The organism is Comamonas guangdongensis, from assembly GCF_041079535.1.
Taxonomy (GTDB): Bacteria; Pseudomonadota; Gammaproteobacteria; order Burkholderiales; family Burkholderiaceae_C; genus Comamonas; species Comamonas guangdongensis.
The window spans coordinates 1-23,518 of the sequence record NZ_JBFYGN010000021.1 but is presented as its reverse complement, the minus strand read 5'-3'; the positions used below and the strand labels follow the sequence as shown (position 1 = coordinate 23,518).

Annotated in this window: 22 protein-coding genes and 1 pseudogene; 16 read left to right on the top strand and 7 right to left on the bottom strand. The window is 66.5% G+C overall.

What is annotated here, in order from left to right; genetic code table 11:
- Window positions 1–37: 37 nt before the first annotated feature.
- The 13 genes from AB6724_RS16485 to cobT all read left to right on the top strand — a co-directional run bounded on the left by AB6724_RS16485 (window position 38) and on the right by cobT (window position 13,501).
- Entirely contained in the window at window positions 38–1,933 is a 1,896-nt protein-coding gene (locus AB6724_RS16485) for a TonB-dependent receptor domain-containing protein (protein WP_369339611.1), read from the top strand.
- Between the two features lie 4 nt (window positions 1,934–1,937).
- Window positions 1,938–3,362: a cobyrinic acid a,c-diamide synthase CobB gene (locus tag AB6724_RS16480; RefSeq protein WP_369339610.1), complete on the top strand. Its 1,425-nt coding sequence runs from the start codon at window positions 1,938–1,940 to the stop codon at window positions 3,360–3,362.
- Between the two features lie 17 nt (window positions 3,363–3,379).
- Window positions 3,380–3,973 (top strand): bifunctional adenosylcobinamide kinase/adenosylcobinamide-phosphate guanylyltransferase, encoded by a 594-nt coding sequence (locus tag AB6724_RS16475; protein WP_369339609.1) that lies wholly within the window; start codon window positions 3,380–3,382, stop codon window positions 3,971–3,973.
- Window positions 3,974–3,999: 26 nt separating this feature from the next.
- Entirely contained in the window at window positions 4,000–4,896 is an 897-nt protein-coding gene (locus AB6724_RS16470; protein WP_369339668.1) for an ABC transporter substrate-binding protein, read from the top strand.
- Window positions 4,897–4,910: 14 nt separating this feature from the next.
- Entirely contained in the window at window positions 4,911–5,918 is a 1,008-nt protein-coding gene (locus AB6724_RS16465; RefSeq protein ID WP_369339667.1) for a FecCD family ABC transporter permease, read from the top strand.
- A gap of 8 nt (window positions 5,919–5,926) precedes the next feature.
- Window positions 5,927–6,706 (top strand): ABC transporter ATP-binding protein, encoded by a 780-nt coding sequence (locus AB6724_RS16460; protein ID WP_369339608.1) that lies wholly within the window; start codon window positions 5,927–5,929, stop codon window positions 6,704–6,706.
- Window positions 6,707–6,754: 48 nt separating this feature from the next.
- Entirely contained in the window at window positions 6,755–7,324 is a 570-nt protein-coding gene (gene cobO, locus AB6724_RS16455) for a cob(I)yrinic acid a,c-diamide adenosyltransferase (protein ID WP_369339607.1), read from the top strand.
- A gap of 36 nt (window positions 7,325–7,360) precedes the next feature.
- A complete protein-coding gene (gene bluB, locus AB6724_RS16450) occupies window positions 7,361–8,071 on the top strand; it encodes a 5,6-dimethylbenzimidazole synthase (protein WP_369339606.1) in 711 nt (236 codons plus the stop codon).
- The gene (gene cbiB / locus AB6724_RS16445) at window positions 8,068–9,150 is read left to right on the top strand and encodes an adenosylcobinamide-phosphate synthase CbiB (protein WP_369339605.1); all 1,083 of its coding nucleotides are present in this window, start codon (window positions 8,068–8,070) and stop codon (window positions 9,148–9,150) included. The genes bluB and cbiB overlap by 4 nt, the downstream gene beginning before the upstream one ends.
- Window positions 9,143–10,150 carry an aminotransferase class I/II-fold pyridoxal phosphate-dependent enzyme gene (locus AB6724_RS16440; protein WP_369339604.1) on the top strand — a complete coding sequence of 336 codons (1,008 nt, stop codon included), beginning with the start codon at window positions 9,143–9,145 and terminating at the stop codon, window positions 10,148–10,150. Before cbiB ends, AB6724_RS16440 begins: the two co-directional genes overlap by 8 nt.
- Window positions 10,147–11,640: a cobyric acid synthase gene (locus AB6724_RS16435; RefSeq protein WP_369339603.1), complete on the top strand. Its 1,494-nt coding sequence runs from the start codon at window positions 10,147–10,149 to the stop codon at window positions 11,638–11,640. Before AB6724_RS16440 ends, AB6724_RS16435 begins: the two co-directional genes overlap by 4 nt.
- Before the next feature lie 151 nt (window positions 11,641–11,791).
- Window positions 11,792–12,202, top strand: a complete 411-nt coding sequence (locus tag AB6724_RS16430) for a hypothetical protein (protein WP_369339602.1) — start codon at window positions 11,792–11,794, stop codon at window positions 12,200–12,202.
- A gap of 165 nt (window positions 12,203–12,367) precedes the next feature.
- On the top strand, window positions 12,368–13,501 hold the full coding sequence (gene cobT / locus AB6724_RS16425) for a nicotinate-nucleotide--dimethylbenzimidazole phosphoribosyltransferase (protein WP_369339601.1): 1,134 nt from the start codon (window positions 12,368–12,370) through the stop codon (window positions 13,499–13,501).
- Window positions 13,502–13,546: 45 nt separating this feature from the next.
- Here cobT and nth read toward each other — a convergent pair whose 3' ends face one another.
- The 3 genes from nth to AB6724_RS16410 form a co-directional block, all read right to left on the bottom strand.
- Window positions 13,547–14,197: an endonuclease III gene (gene nth, locus AB6724_RS16420; protein ID WP_369339600.1), complete on the bottom strand. Its 651-nt coding sequence runs from the start codon at window positions 14,195–14,197 to the stop codon at window positions 13,547–13,549.
- A gap of 76 nt (window positions 14,198–14,273) precedes the next feature.
- Window positions 14,274–16,019 (bottom strand): ShlB/FhaC/HecB family hemolysin secretion/activation protein, encoded by a 1,746-nt coding sequence (locus tag AB6724_RS16415; protein WP_369339599.1) that lies wholly within the window; start codon window positions 16,017–16,019, stop codon window positions 14,274–14,276.
- Between the two features lie 84 nt (window positions 16,020–16,103).
- On the bottom strand, window positions 16,104–17,105 hold the full coding sequence (locus tag AB6724_RS16410) for a collagen-like triple helix repeat-containing protein (protein ID WP_369339598.1): 1,002 nt from the start codon (window positions 17,103–17,105) through the stop codon (window positions 16,104–16,106).
- A 602-nt stretch (window positions 17,106–17,707) separates the two neighbouring features.
- Here AB6724_RS16410 and AB6724_RS16405 point away from each other — a divergent pair.
- Both AB6724_RS16405 and AB6724_RS16400 read left to right on the top strand, forming a co-directional pair.
- Complete coding sequence (locus AB6724_RS16405) at window positions 17,708–18,904, top strand: aminotransferase-like domain-containing protein (RefSeq protein ID WP_369339597.1); 1,197 nt, start codon at window positions 17,708–17,710, stop codon at window positions 18,902–18,904.
- The gene (locus AB6724_RS16400) at window positions 18,901–19,122 is read left to right on the top strand and encodes a SlyX family protein (protein ID WP_369339596.1); all 222 of its coding nucleotides are present in this window, start codon (window positions 18,901–18,903) and stop codon (window positions 19,120–19,122) included. Before AB6724_RS16405 ends, AB6724_RS16400 begins: the two co-directional genes overlap by 4 nt.
- 105 nt (window positions 19,123–19,227) lie before the next feature.
- On the opposite strand, the gene AB6724_RS16395 is transcribed toward AB6724_RS16400, so the two are convergent.
- The 3 genes from AB6724_RS16395 to AB6724_RS16385 all read right to left on the bottom strand — a co-directional run bounded on the left by AB6724_RS16395 (window position 19,228) and on the right by AB6724_RS16385 (window position 21,967).
- Complete coding sequence (locus AB6724_RS16395; RefSeq protein WP_283488461.1) at window positions 19,228–19,371, bottom strand: DUF3149 domain-containing protein; 144 nt, start codon at window positions 19,369–19,371, stop codon at window positions 19,228–19,230.
- Window positions 19,372–19,484: 113 nt separating this feature from the next.
- Window positions 19,485–20,912: a M20 family metallopeptidase gene (locus AB6724_RS16390; protein WP_369339666.1), complete on the bottom strand. Its 1,428-nt coding sequence runs from the start codon at window positions 20,910–20,912 to the stop codon at window positions 19,485–19,487.
- A gap of 41 nt (window positions 20,913–20,953) precedes the next feature.
- Entirely contained in the window at window positions 20,954–21,967 is a 1,014-nt protein-coding gene (locus AB6724_RS16385; RefSeq protein WP_369339595.1) for a tripartite tricarboxylate transporter substrate binding protein BugE, read from the bottom strand.
- A 206-nt stretch (window positions 21,968–22,173) separates the two neighbouring features.
- On the opposite strand from AB6724_RS16385, the gene AB6724_RS16380 reads away from it, so the two are divergent.
- Window positions 22,174–23,181 carry a LysR family transcriptional regulator gene (locus tag AB6724_RS16380; protein WP_369339594.1) on the top strand — a complete coding sequence of 336 codons (1,008 nt, stop codon included), beginning with the start codon at window positions 22,174–22,176 and terminating at the stop codon, window positions 23,179–23,181.
- 116 nt (window positions 23,182–23,297) lie between these two features.
- Here the strand turns inward: AB6724_RS16380 and AB6724_RS16375 are convergent.
- Window positions 23,298–23,518 (bottom strand): annotated as a pseudogene (locus AB6724_RS16375) (integrase core domain-containing protein); the annotation flags it as partial.

Below are 23,518 nucleotides of genomic sequence, written 5' to 3'. Positions count from 1 at the left end.
GGTAGGCTGGCGGGGGCGTCTTCGTTGTTTGCTTTCCATGAGTTCGCAATATTCGCCTCTGTGCGCCGATGCACAGACGGTTTCGGGCGCGCGCGCCTCTTTCGCTCTTCGTTCCACCGGGCTGGCCGCGGCGCTGGTTTGCATGGCCTGCGCCGCACAGGCCCAGCAGCTCGCTCTGGCCCTGGGCGAGACCGTGGTGACTGCCAACCGCATCGAGCAGCCCCTGTCGGATCTGGTGGCCGACATGTCCATCGTGGATCGTCAAACCATCGAAACCGCCGGCGCGGCGGGCGTGGCCGATGTGCTGGCGCGCCTGCCCGGCGTACAGATGGTGCGCACGGGCGGCGTAGGCTCCAACACCAGCGTCTATCTGCGCGGTGCCGAGACTCGCTTTACGGCTGTGTATATCGATGGTGTGCGCATTGACTCCCAGTCCACGGGGGGCGCCTCGTGGCAGGACATTCCGCTGGAAGCGATCGACCGCATCGAAGTGCTGCGCGGCCCCGCGGCAGCGGTCTACGGTTCGGATGCGATTGGCGGCGTGGTGCAAATCTTCACCAAGAAGGGCGAGGGCAAACCCACTCCCTATGTGGGCCTGGGCTGGGGCAGCCGCGGCACGGTGAAGGCGCAGACCGGCATCAGCGGCGGCCAGAACGGCTGGGACTACAGCCTGGGCGCCTCGCATGCCAGCAGCAACGGCTTCGATGCCAGGACCGTGCCCGGCTTCAACCCCGACGCCGATGGCTACCGCAACAATGCTTTCAATGGCCGCATCGGCTATCAGATCACGCCCAACCAGCGCGTGGAAGCCACGGCGCTGAGCAGCTATATGAATGCGGGCTACGACGCCACCGTCTCCAAGACGGCGCCCATGGCCGATGATCGCAGCATCTACAAGATGAGTGCACTAGGCCTGAACTGGCAGGCCAAGTGGAGCGACGTCTACAGCACGCGTCTGCAGTACACCCAGTCGCGCGACTATTACGAGACCCGCCCCTCGCCCTACAAGACCGACACGCGCCTGCACAACTATCTGTTCCAGAACGAATGGAAGCTGGGTGTGCAGACCGTGACGGCTGCACTGGAGCGCCGCGAGGACAGCCTGGTCAACGGCAATATCGACCGCTCGCGTTCGCAGAACGCGCTGGCCCTGGGCTATGGCCTGCATTCGGGCAAGCACACGCTGCAGCTCAATGCCCGCCATGACCGCGACAGCGAATTTGGCGGCAACACCACGGGCAGCGCCGCCTATGGCTATGAATTCCTGCCCCACTGGCGGGCCACGGCCTCGGCGGGCAATGCTTTCCGCGCGCCCACGCTGTACCAGCGCTTCAGCATGTATGGCGACTCCTCGCTGCAGCCCGAAAAAGCCCGCAATGTGGAACTGGGCCTGAAATGGGGCAAGGGCAGCGACAGCTTCTCGGCCACGGTCTACCGCAACAATGTCTCCAACCTCATCAATTACGTAGGCAAGACCGGCACCTGCCCCGGCAACGTGGGCGCTTTTGGCGGCTGCTATGCCAACGTCGCCAATGCCCGCTATGAAGGGATCACCTTCGCCGCCAGCACCCGTATCGGCGTGGTGAACCTGCAGGGCTCGGTGGATTTCCAGAACCCGCGCGACACGGGCAAGGATCTGCAACTGGCGCGCCGCTCCAAGCGCTACGCCAATCTGTCCGCCGACACCCTGGTGGCGGGCTGGAAGCTGGGCGTGGAGATGCAGATGGCCGGCAGGCGCTTTGACGATGCGGCCAACAAATACGTGCTGGGCGGCTACACCCTCTGGAATCTGAGCGCGCAAAAGCAGCTGAGCCGCCAGTGGAGCCTGGTCGCACGCCTGAACAATCTGAGCGACAAAACCTACGAGCTGGCCCGCACCTATGCCACCGAAGGCCGCAGCGCCTATGTGGGCGTGACCTGGACCGGCAACTGAAGCCATGACCAGTTCCTCCTTGATGCCGGCAACCCGCTGCCCCGCGCTGCTGATCAGCTCCACGGCCTCGGGCCAGGGCAAGACCACGCTGACAGCAGCCCTGGCCCGGTTGCATGCACGCCAGGGCCGCAAGGTCAGAGTGTTCAAGTGCGGGCCGGATTTTCTCGATCCGTACTGGCATGAACTGGCCAGCGGCGCGGCCGTGCATTCGGTGGACCTGTGGATGACGGGCGAGGCCGATGTGCGCGCCCGTCTGCATGCGGCCGCGCAGGAGGCGGACCTGATTCTGGTCGAGGGCGTGATGGGTCTGTTCGACGGCAGTCCCAGCGCGGCCGATCTGGCGCAGTTGTTGGGCCTGCCCGTGCTGGCCGTGGTCGATGCTTCGGCCATGGCAGGCACGTTCGGTGCGCTGGCCTACGGGCTGCAGCACTATCAGCCCGGCATGCGCTGGGCGGGGCTTGTCGCCAACCGGGTGGCCAGCGGCCACCATGCCGATCTGCTGCAGCGGGGGCTGCGCGACCCCGCCATGTGGCAAGGCACCATGCCGGCCGTGCAAATCGGGGATGCGCCGCGGGCCAGGTCGGCGGCGCTGCTGCCCGAGCGGCACCTGGGCCTGGTCGCCGCCCATGAGCTGCCGGATGCGCTGCAGCGCCTGGATGCCGCGGCCGATGCGCTGGCGCAGACGCCGCTGGGCCAGCGTCCCTGGGATGCCGTGGATGGGGGGGCTAGCTGGCAGGATTGGTGCGTGGACTTTGCCGGGTCCGATGCCGCCCCGCCGGAAGTCGGCCCCTGGCTGGCGGGCCGCCGCATTGCGATTGCACGGGACTCGGCTTTTTCGTTCATCTATCCGGCCAACCTGGACTGTCTGCGCGCCATGGGCGCCGAGCTGGTGTTTTTCTCGCCATTGGCCGGGGAAGGGCTGCCGGCCTGCGATGCCCTGTGGCTGCCCGGCGGCTACCCGGAACTGCATGCGGCGGCGCTACAGGCCAACCAGGCCCTGCGCGCCGGCATCGCGCAGCATGTGGCGCAGGACAAGCCTGTGTGGGCCGAATGCGGCGGCATGCTGGCGCTGTGCGAGTCGGTGACGGATCCGGCCGGCGCCACCTTGCCTCTGTGGGGCGTGCTGCCCGCCCGGGTCGTCATGCAGACCCGGCTGGGCGGACTGGGCATGCAGCAGCTGGCGCTGGAGGCGGGCGTGCTGCGCGGTCATACCTTTCACTACAGCCGGCTGGAGACGGCCATGCGGGAGCAGACCCGCAGCAGCCGCCCCGGCGCGCCGGTCCAGGCCGATCGCGGCGAAGCGCTGTATGTGCAGGGCAGCCTGCGCGCCAGCTATTTCCATGCCTGGTTCCCTTCATGTCCCGCAGCCGCAGCCCGGCTGTTCGGCGGGACGTCGAGCGGGATTTTTGGCGCAACAATCGGGGTCTGAGTTTTTTGCCTTCCACCATGACCGCTGACAGCTCCAGTTCCATCCAGCCACGCACCCAGTTCATTCTGGGCGGACAGAAAAGCGGCAAATCGCGCCGGGCCGAAATGCTGGCGCGCCAGTGGCTGCTCGCCGACCCGCGACATGAGGCTGCGCTGGTCGCCACGGGCCAGGCCTGGGACGCCGAGATGCGCGAGCGCATCGCGCGTCACCAGCGGGACCGCGCCGAGCGCGTGCCGGGCATGCAGACCATAGAGGAACCGCTGGATCTGGCCGGCATGGTGCGCGCCCACAGCACGGCGCAGCGCCTGCTGGTGATCGACTGCCTCACGCTGTGGCTGACCAACTGGCTGATGCCTGTCGAAGAGGGCCTTGAATCAAAAACGCCTCCAGGTGAGACTTGGCAAGCGCAGGCAGCTCTGTTTTTGAAAGCGCTGCAACAGGCGCCGGGCCCGGTGATACTGGTCGGTAACGAGATCGGCCTGGGCGTGATTCCGCTGGGAGCCGAAGTGCGCGCCTTTGTCGACGCTCTGGGCACGCTGAATCAGCAGGCGGCTCTGGCATGCGAGCGCGTGACTTTGATGGCGGCCGGCCTGCCTTTGCAACTGAAATGAAGCATTCCGTATTGAAGCCTTGGTTGATGCGCTGTATGGCGGCGCTGGCCTTGTGCGGCCTGGCCTCCTCGGCCGCCGCCGTGCAGCTTGTGGCGCCGCAGGCCGTCACCGACGACCGCGGTCGCACGGTGCAGCTTCCCGGCAATCCGCAACGCATCGTCAGCCTGCTGCCCTCGCTGACCGAGAGCGTCTGCGCATTGCAGCTATGCGACCGGCTGGTGGGCGTGGACCGCTATTCGAACTGGCCCGAATCCGTGCGCAAGCTGCCGGTGCTGGGCGGCGGCATAGACCCGAACATCGAAGCCGTGGTGGCCATGAAGCCCGACGTGGTGCTGCTGTCGCGCGCGGCCCGGGTGGCTGACCGGCTGGAGGCGTTGGGCCTCAAGGTTGTGGTGGTCGAAGTCAACTCGCAGCGCGGCGTGCACAAGGCGCTAGCGCGTCTGGCGCGGCTGCTGGGCGTGCCCGAGGCCGAGGCGGAAAAGGTCTGGCGCGAAATCAATGCCGGCGTGGACGCCGCGGCGCAGTCCGTGCCAGCAGCGGCGAAGAATGCACGCGTCTATTTCGAGGTCAACCGCGGACCGTATGCGGCGGGGCCGCAGTCCTTCATCGGGGAGACCTTGACACGCCTGGGCGTGCGCAATGTGGTGCCGGCGGAGCTGGGGCCGTTTCCGCGGCTGAGCCCGGAGTTCCTGCTGCGCGCCAACCCCGATGTGATCATGCTGGGTGACCGCAGCATGCAGGTGGCGCAGACCTATCCGGGCTGGGAGCAACTGGCCGCCGTCAGGAAGCAGCGCGTCTGCATCTTCCCGCAGCAGGAGTCGGACATCATTGTGCGCCCCGGGCCGCGCATGGCCGAGGCCGCGCGGCTGATGGCGCGCTGCCTGACGGACAAGCTGGGCAAGCAAGCGGAGGGCGGCAAGTGAGCGCCGTGCTCGACATGGGCCCCGGCCAGGCCCGCAGCCGCTGGCTGGCCCTGGTGCTGGCGCTGCTTACGGTGCTGCTGCTGGCCGTGGGTGCCAGCGTGGGCAGCACCGGCTGGGAAAGCGTGCTGCGCATGCGGAGTGACCCGGTAGCCTGGCAGATCGTGACCGACATCCGCCTGCCGCGCTCGGCCGGCGCCTGGCTGGCTGGCGCGCTGCTGGGCCTGGCGGGTGCGGTGGCCCAGGGTCTGTTTCGCAACCCGCTGGCCGACCCGTACCTGCTGGGCAGTGCGGCCGGCGCAGCGCTGGGCAGCGCCATCGGTTTGGTGGCCATGGGCACGGCGCTCACCGGCCTTGACATCTGGCATCGCCTGGGCATGACCGGCATGGCCTTTCTGGGCGCAGCGGCAGCGGTGCTGCTGACGGTAACGCTGGCGCGCAATGTGCAGAGCACGCTGCGCCTGCTGCTGGCCGGTGTGATTGTCGGTGTGGTGCTGGGCGCAGTGCGCGACCTGATCGAGCTGCGCCACCCTGACATCCTGCAGGCCATGCAGAGCTTCGTGCTCGGCACCTCGGCCTTCGTGGGCTGGAACGGCTGCGCGCTGATGCTGGCCGTGTGGCTGCTGTGCTCGCTGGCGGCCTGGGCCTTCTCGCGCGCGCTCGACGGGCTGACGCTGGGCGAGGCCACGGCGCACAGTCTGGGCCTGCCGCTGGCGCCCATGCGCTACGGCCTGGTGCTGGTGCTGGCGCTGGCCACCGGCACCTCGGTGGCTCAGACCGGATTGATCGCCTTCGTGGGCCTGGCAGCACCGCACCTGGTGCGCAGTCTGGTGCGCGTGGGCCACGGCCGCAGCATCCTCCTGGCCGGCGGTATGGGCGGCGTGCTGCTGCTGGCAGCCGACATCCTGGCGCGCTGGCTGATTGCGCCGCAGGAGCTGCCGGTGGGCGTGCTCACCGCGGCGCTGGGCGGCACCTATCTGCTGTGGCGCATGCACCGGCGCACCGTGGGCGGAGGTCTGGGATGAGCACCGCCATGCCAAAGATCGCCATCGCCGCCGAGAACATCGGCGCCCAGGTGCACCACAAGCCCATCCTGCACGACGTGACGGCGCGCTTCGGCGCGGGGCGCTGGACCAGCATCGTCGGCCCCAACGGTGCGGGCAAGTCCTCGCTGCTCAAGGCTCTGTGCGGCTTGTGGCCGGCGCAGGCGCTGCAGGGCGAGGTGCAGCTGCTGGGCAAACCCTTGCAGCGCTGGCCGCGCCAGGAGCGCGCGCGCGCACTGTCCTGGCTGGGCCAGAACGAAACCGCCACCGATGAGCTGACCAGCTACGACGTGGCCATGCTGGGCCGCTTGCCGCACCAGACCTGGCTGGCCTCGCCCAGCGACGAGGACCATGCCGTGGTGCGCCAGTGCCTGCAGGCTACCCAGGCCTGGGACTGGCGCCATCGGCCGCTGGCCGAACTCTCGGGCGGCGAGCGCCAGCGCGTGCTGCTGGCGCGCGCGCTGGCCGTGCAGGCGCGGGTAGCGCTGATGGACGAGCCGCTGGCCAACCTCGATCCGCCGCACCAGACCGACTGGATGCTCATCGTGCGTCAGCTGGTGGCCCAGGGCACCTGCGTGGTCAGCGTGCTGCACGAGCTGTCGGTGGCACTGCAGGCCGACGACATGCTCATCATGCAAGCGGGCCGGGCCGTGCATCACGGCGCATGCGGCGATCCCGTCACTCATGCGGCGCTGGAGGCCGTGTTCGAGCACCGCATCCGGGTGCGCGAGCTGGACGGGCACTGGCTGGCCATGCCACGGCTTGATTGATTTTTGAATTTTTGCCTTGTAGCCATTGATGGATAAGCGGTAGCAGCTATGAATATTGAAACTCCTCCCACCGAGAAGCCCTATGAGAAGCCCGAGGGCGAGCGCCGCGGCCTCGTCATCGTCAACACCGGCGACGGCAAGGGCAAGAGCACGGCAGCCTTCGGTCTGGCCTTCCGCGCCACGGGCCGGGGCAAGGCCGTCAAGGTCTTCCAGTTCATGAAAGTGCCCACGGCCCGCTTTGGCGAACACCGTCTGGCCGAAAGAGTGGGCCTGCCCATAGAGGGTCTGGGCGACGGCTTCAGCTGGAAGAGCAAGGATCTCGAGCAGTCCGGCCAGCTGGCACGCGATGGCTGGGAAAAGGCCAAGGCCGACATTCTCTCGGGCGAGCAGTTTCTGGTGGTGCTGGACGAGATCACCTACCCGCTGATCTATGGCTGGCTGCCGCTGGAAGATGTGCTGGAAACGCTCAAGTCCCGGCCCAGCGATGTGCATGTGTGCCTGACGGGGCGCCGATGCCCGCAGGAAATCATCGACATCGCCGATACGGTGACGGAGATGAAGCTGGTCAAACACGCTTTCCAGGCGGGTATTCCTGCTCAAAGAGGTATCGAAGACTGATGGCTTTTGCCATGTCTGCGGCGCGACAATAGCCTCATGACCGAATCCAAGACCAACTCCATCGCGACGATTGCCGCCACGCCGTTCACCGAAGCCGAGCGTGCCGCCGTCTACCGCGCCATCTACGAGCGCCGCGATATGCGCCACTTCGCGGGCGGGCAGGTCTCGGACGAGGTGCTGCTGCGTCTGCTGCGCGCCGCCCACCATGCGCCCAGCGTCGGCTTCATGCAGCCCTGGCGCTTTATCCGCGTCAAGAGCGCCGAGCTGCGCCAGGCCATTCATGGCCTGGTCGAGGAGGAGCGCGTGCGCACCGCCCATGCTTTGGGCGAGCGCGAAGAAGATTTCATGAAGCTCAAGGTGCAAGGGGTGCTGGACGCGGCCGAGGTGCTGGTCGTCACCATGCCGCCGGGGCGCGAAGCCCATATCTTCGGCCGCCGCACCTTGCCCGAGATGGATATTGCGAGCACGGCCTGCGCCATCCAGAACCTGTGGCTGGCCGCGCGCGCCGAGGGCCTGGGCATGGGCTGGGTCTCGATTTTCGACCCCCTGGCCCTGGCCCAGCTGCTGCGCATGCCCGAAGGCGCGCACCCGCTGGGCGTGCTGTGCCTGGGGCCGGTCCAGGCCTATTACGCCGAGCCCATGCTGCAGCAGGAGAAATGGGCCAGCCGCGCGCCGCTGGAAGACATGTTGATGGATGACGTCTGGGACGACAGCCGGGCTCTGGCCAAGGGCAAGCCCGGCGCATGACGGTGGTTTCCGCATGGGAGTGGCTGGCCTGGTCCTTCAGCCCGCTGGCCTGGCTGTGGCAGGCGTTGACGGCCGAGCCCGCCGCCCAGGCTTTCTGGTCGCAGCAGGTGATAGGCGCGCTGGGGGCCATGCTGGTGGCCCTGCTGCTGGACCGGATCTGGGGGGAGCCGCCCCTGTGGATGCACCCCGTGGTGCTTATGGGCAAGCTCCTGGGCGGGCTGGGGCAGAGAATTGCGCCATGCTCTGAAGTTGCCCGGGATTACAGGCGTTTTTGGCTTGCAGCGCTTGCCTGGTGCGCGCTGGCTGCTCTGTTTTTCATGGCTTACTGGCTGGTGCTGCTGCTCCTGCAGCCGGCGCCCTGGTGGCTGAGAGGGATGCTGACGGGCGTGCTGCTCAAGCCTCTGCTGTCCTGGCGCATGCTCAGGGACGAGGTGCAGGCGGTGGAGGCTGCGCTGCAGCAATCGCTGGCCGCGGGCCGCGAGCGCCTGTCCTGGCTGGTGAGCCGCGACACCAGCGAGCTCGATGCGGCGACGGTGCGCGAAAGCGCGATCGAGACCCTGGCCGAAAATCTCAGCGATTCCGTTATTGCGGCGCTGTTCTGGTTTGCCGTGGCCGGCCTGCCCGGTGCGGCCCTGTACCGTTTTGCGAATACCGCCGATGCCATGTGGGGCTACCCGGGCTGGCGGGGCCGGGGCGAGCAGCGCCGCCACTGGCAGTGGGCGGGCAAATGGGCGGCCCGGGCCGACGATGTGCTCAACTGGATTCCCGCACGCCTCACGGCGGCCTGGCTGGCGCTGGTGGCCGGCGGCCTGTCCTGGGCGGGTCTCAGACAGGATGCTCTGGCGGCCCCTTCGCCCAATGGCGGCTGGCCCATGGGGGCCATGGCCCGGGCTCTGGGGGTCCGCCTGTCCAAGCCGGGCGTATACCGGCTCAATCCCTCGGGCGCCGCGCCCGAGGCCGGCCATTTGCAACGCGCGCTGCAGCTCGCCTCAAGAGTGGTGTTGGCGCAGGTGCTATGTGCGCTGGCTGCTATGGTTTTGATGGTGCTGTGGATGTGGCGGGGAGGGGGGCATGGCTGACTTCATCCATGGCGGCACCGATGCGCTGGGCATTCCCGCGCATGATTTCTCCACCAACCGCAATGCCTGCGGTCCCTGTCCTATCGCGGTACAGGCGCTGCAGGCGGCCCATCTGGCCCAATATCCCGATCCGCACTACACCGATCTGCGCGCGCAGCTGGCGGCTTTTCACGGCGTGAGCGCCGGGGGCATCGTCATAGGCGGCAGCAGTAGCGAGCTGATCCACCGCCTGACCCAGCATGTGCTGCGCAGCGGCGCGACTCTCATCACCCTGCCGGGCCATCACTACGGCGACTATCTGCAGGCAGCGCGAGCCTGGGGCCTGGCCCCGCAGCCCAGATCGGCCGAAACCGGCCCGGGCCTGCACTGGGCCTGCGAGCCCTCAAGCCCGCTGGGCCAGGCCGAGGATATCTGGCCCGCCTGGTCCTCGGCTCCCGGCCGGGGCCGGGAATGGCGGGTGCTCGATTGCGCCTATCGCCCGCTGTGGCTGGAGGCTACGGCGCCCCAGCGGGCGCTGGACCATGTGTGGCAGCTATGGACACCCAACAAGGCGCTGGGCATGACCGGCGTGCGCGCCGCCTATGCGATTGCGCCGCTGCAGGCCACGGCCCTGGAGTTGGGCGACCTGCGCGATCTCGCACCTTCCTGGGTGGTCGGTGCCCATGGGGTCGCCATGCTCCAGGCTTGGGTCGGGGCCGAGGTGCAGCAATGGCTGGCGCATAGCCTGGATACGTTGCGAGCCTGGAAAGCCGCGCAACTGGCGCTGTGCGAGCGGCTGGGCTGGCAGCCCGTGCCCGGCCACCTGGCGAATTACTTTGTGGCGCGGCTGCCTATGGCACCAGAGGTGCTGGTGCAGCGGCTGGCGGCTTTGCGTGCGCAGGGCATCAAGCTGCGCGATTGCTCCAGCTTTGGCCTGCCCGGCCATGTGCGCTTGGGCGTGCTCGAACCTGCGGCCCAGGCCGCGCTGGAGCGGGCCTGGCAAGATTGTGAGACGACATGAGTGACAAGATTCAACTGCCGCGGCCCGTTCCGGGCCAGCGCCTGGCGACCTGCGTGATGGTTCTCGGCACCAGCAGCGGTGCCGGCAAGAGCTGGGTGACCACGGCGCTGTGTGCCTGGTATAGGGCCCAGGGTTACAAGGTGGCGCCCTTCAAGGCGCAGAACATGAGCAACAACGCCCGCGTCGTTGCCACCCCCGACGGCCAATGGGGCGAGATCGGCACCGCCCAGTATCTGCAGGCCCTGGCCGCGGGCTGCACGCCCGATGTGCGCATGAACCCGCTGCTGCTCAAGCCCGAGGCCGATACCAGGAGCCAGGTCGTGCTGTTCGGGCAGGTCAGCAAGGAACTCACGGCCATGCCCTGGCGCGGCCGCAGCCAGCATGTCTGGCCGCAGATCGCGCAGGCGCTGGACGAGTTGCGCGCCGAGAACGAGGTGGTGGTGATTGAGGGGGCGGGCTCGCCGGCCGAAATCAATCTGCATGCCAGCGATGTGGTCAACATGCGGGTGGCCAGGCATTGCCAGGCCCACTGCCTGCTGGTGGCCGATATCGACCGGGGTGGCGCGTTTGCCCATCTGTACGGCACCTGGGCGCTGTTGCCGGAAGACGAGCAGCGGCTCATCCGTGGCTTTGTGCTCAACAAGTTCCGTGGCGACGCGAGCCTGCTCGCCCCGGCGCCGCAGATGCTGGAGGAAAAGACCGGCGTGCCCACGGTGGCTTGCATTCCCATGCAGTTCGGCCATGGACTGCCCGAAGAAGACGGCGTGTTTGATGACCGGGGCAGCGCCGGAGCCGGGCAGGCGGTGCACACCACGGTTGCCATCCTCGCCTATCCGCGTCTCAGCAATCTCGACGAATTTCAGCCTCTGCTGCAGGTGCCCGGTCTGCGCGTGGTCTGGGCGCGCAGCCCGGCCCAGCTTGCGGCCGTCGACTGGGTGATATTGCCGGGCTCCAAGGCCACGGCCGCCGATCTGGCCTGGATGCGCGCCCAGGGGCTGGACGCCGCCGTGGTCGCGCATGCCAATGCCGGTGGGCGCGTGCTGGGCATCTGCGGCGGCCTGCAGATGCTGGGTGAGGCCTTGATCGATCCGCACGGCGTGGACGGCAATGCGGCCGGCCTGGGCCTGCTGCCGCTGGTGACCCTGTTTGAGCAGGACAAGCTGGTGCAGCCCACGGCCCTGGTCCTGCCCGAGCTGCAGGCGCCCTGGCAGGCCTTGGGCGGAGCCGCGGTGCGCGGTTATGAGATCCACCACGGGCAGACCCGCTTGCGGGCCGATATGCAGGCCGGATCCGACGCCAAGGCCCGCGAGCTCCTGCCCGGCATGCTGTGGCAGGGCGGCAATCCCGCGGTACTGGGGACCTATCTGCATGGCCTGTTTGAGAACGCCGCGGTGATCCATGCGCTGTTCGGCCGCTCCGCCCCGAGTCTGGAACAGGTGTTCGAACGCCTGGTGCAGGGCGTGGAGCAGTGGTTTGAGGGTTCGAATTGATCTGGCGCAGTTGGCCCGGGCGGCGGACAGTGCAGGATGGCCTTGTCTGTAGGCCGTGACTTGCAGAGGCTGATGGTCTGGGCCGATAAATGCAGGCCCGGAATGCTTGCAAGCTAGTTCTGTTATTCACTCAACGGGATTGGAGTTGAACATGAGCTCTTTCGGAATCCGCAATCTGCAACTGGCCGTGGGGGCCGTAGCCCTGGCAATCGCCGGCATGGCCGGTGCCCAGACTTCCGACATGCCTGCTCCCGCGCAGCCTGCTGCCAAGCATCACCACATGCATATGCACAAGCATGAGCACAAAGGCCAGCGCAAGTACGACGACAACCCCGGAGCCAAGGAAGATGCAGCAGCCCGCGCCGCCCAGCGCGAGGGCAAGCTAGGCGACCGCGGCACAGAAAGCCAGTACGAGCGCAATGCGCTGGCACGCTGCGGTGTGTTCAAGAATGACGAGGACCGCCATAGCTGTACCGAGCGCATGCGCAACGGCCAGACCAGCGGCTCGGTGAAGGGCGGTGGCACCATTACCGAATACACCGAACAGGTGCCCATGCGCTAAGGCGCTGCGCCGACCGCGACAGGGCCTGCGGGCCCTTTTGCTTTTGCCGGCATGGTCTTGCCGCGCTGCAAACGCGCGATACTTGAGGGCTGCACGGTGTGCCGGGTCAGCGCCAGGCGCTGAGCCGATCCCGCCGTATTCATAGCAAGACCACCGGTATTTCCCATGAGCTGCGCGCCATTTGATTCCCCTGTTTCCGATTCTCTGTCCCAGGCCGTGAAGGCGCTCTGGTCATGGCCAGCGGTGCCGGATATCCGCGATGAGGCGCTGGCGGCGCGCGTCCAGCACAAGCTGGACTTCAAGACCAAGCCCCAGGGCTCTCTGGGCACGCTGGAGCGTCTCGCAGCGCGCATCGCCGGCATTCTGGCCACGGATGCACCGCAGCTGGAGCTGCCGCAGATGGTGGTCTTTGCCGCGGACCACGGTCTGGCCGCGCGTGGAGTGTCGGCCTATCCGGTCGACGTGACCTGGCAGATGGTCGAGAATTTTCTCGCCGGCGGCGCCGCCGTCAGCGTGCTCTCGCGCCAGCATGCGATTGCGCTGAATGTGATGGACTGCGGCGTGGCACGCGATTTTGCCGTGCGCGAGCAGGACCCCGAGCACAAGCTGCCAAAGGCCGGCGAGCCGCGGCTGTGGCGACGCAAGGTGGCCTACGGCACGGCGGATTGCAGCCAGGGCCAGGCCATGACCGTAGAGCAGTGCGCCATGGCCATGCGCAACGGCGCCGAGCTGGTCAAGAAGCTGCCCGGCAATGCGCTGCTGCTGGGGGAGATGGGGATAGGCAATACCTCCAGCGCCTCTTTGCTGCTGGCGCGCCTGTGCGGCGAGCCCATCGAGGCGGTGACGGGGGCCGGCACGGGCCTGGATGCCGAGGGGCTGGCGCGCAAGCTTGCGGTACTGCGCCAGGTGCTGGAGCTGCATGCCGATGTGCAGCAGCCGCTGGCCGTGCTCGCCGCCATGGGGGGGCTGGAGATCGCCGCCATGACCGGGGCCGTGCTGCAGGCTGCGGCCGAGCGCCGCGTGATCGTGGTGGACGGCTTCATCACCACGGCTGCCGTGTTGGTGGCCAGCCGTATGCAGCCCCATGTGCTGCAGCGCTGTGTCTATGCCCACTGTTCGGGCGAGCCCGGGCATGCGCGCATGCTGGCCCATCTGCAGGCCGAAGCCTTGCTGGACTGGCAGTTGCGCCTGGGCGAAGGCTCGGGCGCGGCGCTGGCCTGGCCGCTGCTGCAGTCGGCCTGCACCATGCTCAACGAAATGGCCAGCTTCGAGTCTGCGGGCGTCAGCACCAAGAGCTGAGGCCGGGCTCGCCGGGTCAGGCCGCTGCGTGCTCCTGGTCCGGCCCTATTTGCCGGCGCTGGGCGCAGGCGTCTTGGGAGAGAAATCGCAGTATTGCGCGGCCACGCATTCCCAGCAGCGCGGCTTGCGCGCCTGGCAGACATAGCGGCCCAGCAGGATCAGCCAGTGGTGCGAATCGACCGCGTATTCGTCGGGTACGCGCTTGAGCAGCTGTTTTTCGACTTCCAGCGGGTTTTTGCCGGGGGCCAGGCCCGTGCGGTTGCCGACGCGGAAGATATGCGTGTCCACCGCCATGGTAGGCTGGCCGAAGGCAACGTTGAGCACCACATTGGCCGTCTTGCGCCCCACGCCGGGCAGGGCCTCCAGTTCTTCACGGCTGCGGGGCACCTGTCCGCCATGCAGCTCGACCAGCATGCGGCAGGTTTCCATCAAATGCTTGGCCTTGCTGCGGTACAGGCCTATGGTCTTGATGTAGCTTTCCAGCCCTTCCAGGCCCAGGTCCAGAATTGCCTGCGGCGTATTGGCGACCGGAAACAGCTTGCGCGTGGCCTTGTTCACGCCCACGTCCGTGGCCTGGGCCGAGAGCAGCACGGCGGTGAGCAGCTCGAACACCGTGGTGTATTCCAGCTCGGTCTGCGGTGTGGGATTGGCGGCCTTGAGGGCCGCAAAAAAAGGCCCGATATCGCTTTTTTTCATGCCGCTATTGTGGCCTGCCCGGGCGCTCCCGCCGCAAAAGGCCGCGGCCAGGAGGCGGCGGCCGGTGCGCGGACGTTCAGGGGTCGAGGTTGTAGCTGAGGAGCAGGCTGTAGCGCAGCTTGCGCTCGGGATTGTTCAGCGAGCGATCGCCAAGCGGCTTGCTCAGGGCCAGATCCAGCGCGTAGTGGCGGCTGTCCGAGATCCGCAGGCCCAGGCTGGCCGAACGCAGGCTATTGCCCTTGAGGTCGCTGCTCTGCTGCCGGGTTCTGGCCCATTCGTACAGCAGATAGGGCTCCAGCGTGCGCAGCCACCGATGGTCGAAGGCGAACTGGTAGTTGCCCTCCACGCTGGCGCCAAGGCCGGAATCCCCGGAGAACTCGCCGGCCTGATAGCCGCGTCCAAAGCGGGTGGAGCCAAACGAGATTTTCTCGGGCGTGGGCAGGATGTCGGGACTGTACTGGCCGCCCAGGGCAAATGCGGCCCCGAACTTGCTGGCAAAGCGATGACGCTGGGCATAGTCAAAGGCCAGACGAGTGAAATCCAGCTTGGCAGCATCGGCCAGAGGGTAGTAGCGGCCTTGATAGAGCAGGTCTGCGCCTTTGCGCGCGCCCATGGAGTCCAGGCCGTGCGCCAGCAGCAGGCTGGCCGATCGCGCGGTCCGGGCATTGGCCGAGCTCCACGCCACCTGGCCGTAGAGCGTGCGCACGTTCTCTTCCTGCATCTGCGACAGGCCGGCATAGCCGCCCGCCGTGTACAGATATTCCTTGCTGTAGTTGATGGCGTAGATGCCGGCCGTGGTGCTCAGCTGGGTGCTGTTGCCGAGTATCCAGGGGTGGCTGAGATTGAAGTCCAGCTTGCGCTGGCGTGTCAGATCATCGATGCCGGCAATATGCGTGGCGGGGTTGTTGAGGCTGCGGTAGTCCGAAAAGCTCAGGCGGGCCTGCGTTCCTTCGGGCGTCAGCTGCTGGGTCAGGCCGAGCAGCAGATAGCGCTCCTTGTCCGGGTTCTGCAGCATGCTCGAAGCCTGCAGCTGGCTGCCCGACCACAGGGGGTCGTTGAGCGTGAGCGAGGCGATCACGCGCGGCGTGGGCTGGCGGATCTCGCCGCCCAGGGTGACGACAACGGGCTTGTGCTTGGACTTGATCAGCAGGGGCACGGCACCGTCGGTGGTCGTAGGCAGATTGGCCGAGGCCACGATCTGAACGCCGGGCAGCCGTGCCATGAGCTGCGTCTGATGTTCGAAGGTCTTGGTGGTCAGCGGCTTTTCATGGAGCAGGGGCTGGGCCAGTTCGCGAATGTCCGGCTCGGAGCGGCCAAAATCGCCCTCCAGATTCAGGCTCGAGACAAAGCCCTCGACCACATTGACCTGAACCACGCCGTTGGCAAGGCTCTGGGGGGGCAGATAGGCAAACGACAGCGCATAGCCATGGCGTTGGTAGAGTTCGCCGACCTTCTGGGCGGCGGCCGCAAGCTCGCCCACGGTATGCATGCCGTTGATGAAGGGCGTGAACAGGGCGCTGACTTCCTCGAACGGGATCGCCTTGCTGCCCTGTACGTTCACGCCCCTGACGGCCACCTGCAGGCTGGCGATGTCCTGTGCGGCGGGCTGCGGTTTCTCTATCTGGATAGGGGTCTGAGTGCGCTCGGCGGCCTCCGGGACCTGGGGCAGGCTGTTGAGCGGATTGCCCGATTGCGCCCAGGCCGGCGGTGCCGCAAAACATAGTGCCAGCAACGGAATGCAGCCAGCCCAGCGCATCCGTCCGTTCTTGCTTATCTCCAAAGCGCCCCCCCATCCCGTGTTGTTGTGCTTGTCATTGTTCATGAAAAATCTGCAGGTCTGGCATGAAAAAGCCCGCAGCAAAGCGGGCTTCGGAGGTCGCGGCGGCCTGGCACTGCGGGGCCTGCATTACTTGGCGCCCAGTGTCACGCCCAGCGAATTCGTCACGTTTCCGAGCAGGCCGCCGAGCGGGTTGCCGGTGGAGGCCGCGGCATTGGTGTTGTTGGTGATGCCGAGGCTGGTGTTGCCGGCCACATTGGTCGCTCCGCCGACCACGCCGGTGACGGCCCCCAGGGTGCCCGAGACCAGATTGCCTGCGCCGCCCAGCGGGCCGGCCGCGCCACCGCCTGTCGCTCCACCGGCTGCTCCTCCCAGGGCTCCGGTCACATTGCCGAGCACACTACCGACAGCGCCAGATCCTGTGCTGCCGGGACTGCCGGCCACCACGCCACCCAGGCTCGCGACCGTATGGCCCACGTTGGAAACCACGTTGCCCAAAGGTGCTACCACAGGAGCCTGGGTTCCTGTGAGGGAGCCTCCGACATTGCTGACCAGTCCGCCGGTTGCGCCCAGCAGGTTGTTGACGGGCTGGCCCAGGCCCGTGGCCTGGCCCAGGTTCTGCACGGTGCCTATGCCTGTGCTCAGCACCGGCGTGGCAACATTGCTCACCGTGCTGGTCAGGCCGGTGACCAGGCTGCTGTTGGTCAGTCCGGAAACGGGCTGATTCAGGCCCGAGACGGTTTGCCCCACAGCCTGCACCGTGCCGCCGGCAAGGCCGGCCACGTTGCCTACTACGCCGAGCTGGGGTTGGTCCAGAGCGCTGACGGTCTGACCGAGGCTGGTCACGGCATTACCTGCATAGCCGACGGCGGGCCCGGCGCTTTGCAAGGTGGTGCCCACGGGGTCGGAGCTGCTGCCAATCTTGCCGACGCCGTTGGCCAGACCGCTGTTGAGCGTGTCCACGGCCTTGCCTACATTGCCCAGAATACCGCTGGCGGGCTGCGCAACGCCGTTCAAAGGGGTGTTGGCCGTTGCCGAGCCCAGTGCATTGGTGACGATGGTGTTGGCATCGCCGATGACGCCTGTGGCGCCCGTGACCGCGCCCGAAGCATTGGCAACGGTTTTCTGCAAGGGCGTCAGAGGGGCGTTAGCGCTCGGTGTACCTCCAGTATTTCCATTGCCATTGCCGCTACCGGTATTGCCGGTGTTGCCATTGCTTCCGCCATTCCCACTGCCGCTGCCTCCGCCTCCGCCTGCCACCACATCGCCCCCGCCGGTACCGCCGGGGCCCAGGTCGCTGCGCAACGAGCCGCTCGAGCCGCAGGCCGCAAGGCTGGCGACCAGTGCCACGGCACACAGGCTGCGCAAACCTGTTGCGGCAGTTGCTGTCGTTGCAACAGAGGGTGTCTTGCTGGTGAAAGTGAAAGTTCGCATAAATCCTCCATCCCAAAAGCCGAATCGAAAAAAATGCGGTGACGCCGCTGTCGGTGATCGATGGGCGTATGTTCTTTTCGCGCAGACCCTGCTGTCCAATTCAAAGTTTGAGACACGAAGTTATACGTAATTAACGATTGCTATCGATATTGAATTATTGGTAGGATTTTGACTACTTGGTCTCAAGATGCATTCCTACAAACGGCTACGGCTTTCCTTTGGAGCGCGAGCAGGGTCACAATAGGCGCTTGCCGCGCAAGCGGCCGAGTGTTTTCTGTCGCGCCTTAATCAAGAAACGTATGCAATTTGCCAAACGACTCAACAACGTAGAGACCTCTGCGATCCGTGAACTGTTCAAGCTGCTGGGCAAACCCGGCATCATCAGTTTTGCGGGCGGTTTTCCGGACAGCGCCATGTTCGATGTGGCAGGCATCAGCGCGGCCTCGGCCAAGGCCTTGCAGCAGGAAGCTGGCGCGGCATTGCAATATGGCGCCACCGAGGGCTATCAGCCGCTGCGCGAGCAGCTGTCGGCCTTCATGGCGAGCAAGGGCGTGCCCGATGTGGCGCCCGAGCAGCTCATCGTGACCACGGGCAGCCAGCAGGCGCTGGACCTGCTGGGCAAGACCATGGTGGGCGAGGGGGACAAGGTCATCGTCGAGGGCCCGACCTTCCTGGCCACCATCCAGTGCTTCCGCCTCTATGGCGCCGAAGTGGTTTCGGCGCCCGTGGACGAACATGGGGTCAGGACCGACGAGCTGGAAAAGCTGATTGCCGAACACAAGCCCAAGCTGGTCTACCTGATCCCCACCTTCGGCAACCCCAGCGGCGCCATGCTGAGCCTGGAACGCCGCAAAAAGGTGCTGGAACTGGCCGTCAAATACCAGACTCTGGTGGTGGAGGACGACCCCTACGGCGATCTGTACTTCGACGCAGCGCCTCCGGCCAGCCTGCTGTCTCTGACCCGGGAAGTGCCCGGCAGCCGCGAGTGGCTGGCCCATTGCGGCTCCCTGTCCAAGGTGCTGAGCCCCGGCCTGCGCATAGGCTGGCTGATTGCCCAGCCCGAGCTGCTGGCCCGCGCCGTGATGTGCAAGCAGTTCAGCGATGCCCATACCAGCACCTATGCCCAGGCCACGGCCGCACAGTATCTGAAGTCCGGCGCCATGCCCAAGACTCTGGCCCATGTGCGCGAGGTCTATGCGCTGCGCGCCAAGGCCATGGGCGATGCGCTGCGCAAGCAGCTGGGCGATGCCGTGGAGTTCGTCCAGCCCCAGGGCGGCCTGTTCATGTGGGTGCGGTTGACGGGGGCACGCGGCCAACTGGCCGATGCCAATGTGCTGGCCAAGAAGGCCATCGAAGAAGGCGTGGCCTTTGTGCCCGGCGCTCCGTTCTTTGCGGCCAATCCCGATAACGCGACCTTCCGCCTGTCGTTTGCCACGGCCGACGAGGACAAAATTCGCGACGGTATCGCCCGACTTGCCAAGGCCTTGCAGGCATGAGCGAGGCTCAGCAGGCGCTGCAGGAGCGGATCACGGAGCTGGAGATCAAGGCCAGCTATACCGAGGATCTGCTGGAGCAGCTGAATATGACGATCTACCGGCAGCAGCAGCAGATCGATCTGCTCGTCAACGAGGTGCGCGAACTCAAGCGCCAGACGCCGGAAGGCGGGCCGGGCGGCCCGCGCAATCTGCGCGACGAGCTGCCGCCGCACTACTGAAGTCGCTGCACGGTCCGCTCGCCCAACAAAAAAGGCCGGAGGAACTCCGGCTTTTTTTGCGCAACTCGGGGCCGCGGCAGCATCCGCAGCCCGCCAGCCGGAGCATCACTCCAGCGGCGTCTGGGCCACGTTCTTCATCTTGCCCATGAACAGGCGCGTGAAGAACACGGCCATCACGAGAATCAACAGGATCACGATCAAACTCATCAGGCCATAGTCGGTAGAGAAAAGGTCGATCATCAGCTTCATGCACAGCTCCTTGGTGAGTGACAGCGGTCTGTCGTCACTATCGCCTTGAAGCGCTCGGACGGCTTTGTGCTGGGTCAAGCCTTGGTGCAGGCGTGCTGCGCCGGGCCTGCCGCTCAGGCGCGCGTGAACGGCAGGGGCACTTGCGCCGGTATCGGGCAGACATAGGGCTGGCCCGCGCGGCGCTCCAGCAGCTCGGCCTTGGCCTCGGCAATGCGCTCGGGCTGCTCCAGCAGCGAGATGGCCGTGGCCGCGAGCACCTTGGCCGCGCGCACCATGCCCGCATGGGCCAGGCCCGACTGGCCTTGCGACACCATCTGCCAGGAATGCATGGGGGTGCCGAAGGCGTAGCAGGCCACCCAGGCCTGTACGGTGGGCGTGATCCAGCTCACGTCGGCCACATCGGTGGAGCCGAACATGATGTCGTTGGCCTGCGGATCGTAGGGCGCCAGGCCTTCGAAGACCGCCGGCACCTTGCCGCGCAGCACGCTGGCCAGCGGCCGGCTGACCTGCTCTACGTCGTTGCTGTCCAGCGTGGCCTGGAAGTCGCTGGCCAGCTGCTGCTGGCGCGCATCGACCTCGAGCCGGCCCAGGGCCTGCATCTGCGCATACATCACCTGGTTCAGCGTGCTGTTCTGCAGCAGATTGGAGCAGGCCTTGTCGAAGACCACCTCGACCTGGCAGTCGGTCATCAGTGCCGCGCCCCTGGCCACGTTCTGCACGCGCTCGTAGAGTTCGGCCGCCTCATGGTTGCGGGCCGCGCGGACCAAGTACAGCACCTCGGCGCGCGCCTGCACCACATTGGGCGAAAGCCCGCCCGAATCGGTGATCGCATAGTGCACGCGCGCATCCGAAGGCATGTGCTCGCGCAGATAGTTCACGCCCACGTTCATCAGCTCCACGGCGTCGAGCGCGCTGCGGCCCAGGTGTGGCGAATGGGCCGCATGCGAGGCCTTGCCGCGGAAGATGAACTTGGCCTGGATATTGGCCAGCGTGCTCTGGCTGAACACGCCGGTAAAGCTGGCCGGGTGCCAGGTCAGCGCCGCATCCACATCGTCGAAAACGCCGGCGCGCGCCATAAAGGTCTTGCCCGATCCGCCTTCCTCGGCCGGGCAGCCGTAGTAGCGTATGCGGGCCTTGCGGCCGCTGGTCTGCAGGTACTGCTGCAGGGCGAGGGCCGCAAAGTGGGCCGAGGTGCCCAGCAGATGGTGGCCGCAGCCGTGGCCGGCCAGGCCCGGGCTGTCGATGGAGGGGGTGCAGACCAGGGCGCCGCTTTGCTGGTTCAGGCCCGACAGCGCATCGTATTCGCCGAGAAAGGCCAGCACCGGCCCCTCGTCGCCCCATTCGGCCGTGAAGGCCGTGGGAATGCCGGCCACATCGCGGGTGATGCGAAAGCCCGATTGCGCGAGGGCGTCGATGTGCAGCTGGGCCGAGGCGGTCTCAGCATAGCGCAGCTCGGCCAGCGACCAGATGCTGTCGGCCAGCGCGGTCATGCGCGGCGTTTCCTGTGCGAAGAAGTCCTGAAGTTCGTCTATGGGGTGCATGGGGGACATGGGATTCATGAGGCTTAGGTTTGCTGCGGGGCTCATTCGGGCTTGACGCCGGCCTTGTCCAGCAGGGCCTTGTTGCGCTTGATCTCGGCCGCGATCTGGGCCGGGAACTGGGCCTGGTCCATATCGGTGGCAGCGGCGCCCAGGGTCTTCAGGTGTTTTTGCACGTCGGGCTGATGCACGGCTTTCACGGCTGCCTCCTGCAGCTGCTTGACGATGGTGGCGGGCGTGCCGGCCGGCACGACCAGGCCGAACCAGCTGATGCCCAGTTCGTTGAGCTCGGGATAGCCCAGTTCCTTGAACGTGGGCACGCTGGGCAGCTCGGGCGAGCGGCTGTGGCCGGCCAGCACCATGGGTAGCAGCTTGCCGCCCTTGATCTGCGGCATGGCCGAGGGCAGCTGGTCCGCCATCACCTGCACCATGCCGGCCAGCGCGTCGTTGAGCGCGGGGCCGTTGCCGCGATAGGGCACAATCTGGATCTCGGTCTTCATGGTCTCGTTGAACGAGGCCAGCATCAGATGCCCCAGCGTGCCCAGGCCGGGCACGCCGGCGCTGTAGACGCCGGGCTGGGCCTTGATCTTGGCCAGAAAGCCGGTGAAGTCCTTGACGCCCATTTTTGGGTGGGCCATGTAGACCGAGGGCATGGTCACCAGATTGGCCACGGGCACGAGCTTGCCTTCGATCTTGGCGGCGCGGGTGTACAGCGAGGGGTTGATGGTGGCCGTGCTTACCGTGGCCATGCCTATGGTGTAGCCGTCGGGTGCGGCCTGGGCGATGGCTTCGCTGCCTATCATGCCGCCGGCGCCGCCCTTGTTGTCCACGATCACGGGCTGGCCCAGGGTGGAGCGCATGCCTTCGGCAATCACTCGCGCCACGATGTCCGTGGAGCCGCCGGCCGCAAACGGCACGATGAGCTTGACGGGCTTGCTGGGGTAGGCCTCGGCAGCCAGCGCCTGGGACAGAGGCAAGCCCCACAGGGCGCTGGCAGCGGCAAAGGAGATCAGGGACAGACGGCGAAAGCGAGTGTGTTGGCGTGAGGGTGCGGACATGAGCGGCTCCGGAAAGATATCGGCAAAAGCGTTTGCCCACAAACCGTGTGGCCTGCGCTTGATATGCCATTGCGGGTGGAAATATAGAAATTCCAGCCTTTGTGCAGTTCACGATATTTGCTCGAAGCTATAAGCTATGTCGATATCTCTCGGGCGCTTTCCTCTGAGCTATGCCGATGGGCACCGTACAAACCCTAGGTCCAATCATGTCCGATCGTTACCCTTTTTCCGAGCCGCAGCGCGGCGAGGATGCTGCCACTCCCGAAGGCCGCCAGCTTTTCTCCCGGCTGACCAAGCAGGTGCGCCTGCGCCAGCTGCAGCTGCTGGCGGCTCTGCAGCAATGCGGCTCGGTGGTGCAGGCGGCGGCCCAGCTGCACATGAGCCAGTCGGCTGCGACCCAGGCGCTGGCCGAACTGGAGCGGGTGCTGGACATGAAGCTGTTCGAGCGCCATGCGCGGGGCATGCGGCCCACGGTTGCGGGCCAGACCCTGATCGATACCGCACACGGCGTGCTGGCGGGGCTGCAGGAGGTTTCCGAGTCGCTGGCCTCCATACGGCGCGGAGCGGCGGCCGCGCTGAGACTGGGAGCCATTCCCGCGGCCGCCATGTCGGTGTTGTCGCAGCTGCTGCCGCGCTTTTATGACGCGCATGCGCAGGTGCATGTTGACGTGCACGAGGACGCCAGTGCGCATCTGCTGTCGCAGCTCATGGGCTCGGGCCTGGATGCCGTGTTCTGCCGCCAGCCCGAGGTGCTGCCTGCCGCCTTTGTTTTCGAGCCGCTGCTGCTGGATGCGGCCGTCGTGATCGCCGATGCGGGCCACGCGCTGGTGCGGCGCCGCGATATAACGCTGCAGGCCTTGAAGGGTGCGCGCTGGGTGCTGCCCAGCTACGGCATCGCGGTGCGCAACATCCTGGAGACCGAAGTCCTGCCCATGCTCGAGGACGCCTCGTGGTTTCCCGCATCCACCGTGTCGCTGCCCGTGCTCGAGGGACTGCTGACCCAGCCCGGTGCGGTTTCTCTGGTGCCGCGCAGCATACTGCCGGGTCTGCGCACCCAGGGGCGGGTGCGGGTGCTGGACGTGTATATCGAAGGCCGGTTGCCGCCGCTGGGCGCGGTGTATAGGCGCGAGCGGGCGCCGGCGCTGCTGCTGGAGATGCTCAGACTCTGGCACCGGCTCCAGCTGCCCTATGCGGCGCCCACGCCCGCCGAATAGGCCGGCATGACGCAAGGCGCAAAAAAAATCGATGTTTGTGCATTTCTAGATGTGTTTGTGAAAACTGATCTGACTTCCATGCGACGTCCCCCCGTTTTCAGTAGCACAAGGCTTTGGAGTCCGGGGTTAATTTAACGGGTTTTGCATCAGCCTCTGGGCATAGGCAGCAGGCGTGAGTCCGCCGAGCGATCGCTTGGGCCGCTCTTCGTTGTATTCCCGGCGCCAGGCTTCCACGATTACCCGGGCATGCGCCAGACTGGTGAACCAATGTTCGTTCAAGCACTCATCCCTAAAGCGCCCGTTGAATGATTCGATGTAGGCGTTCTGGTTGGGCTTG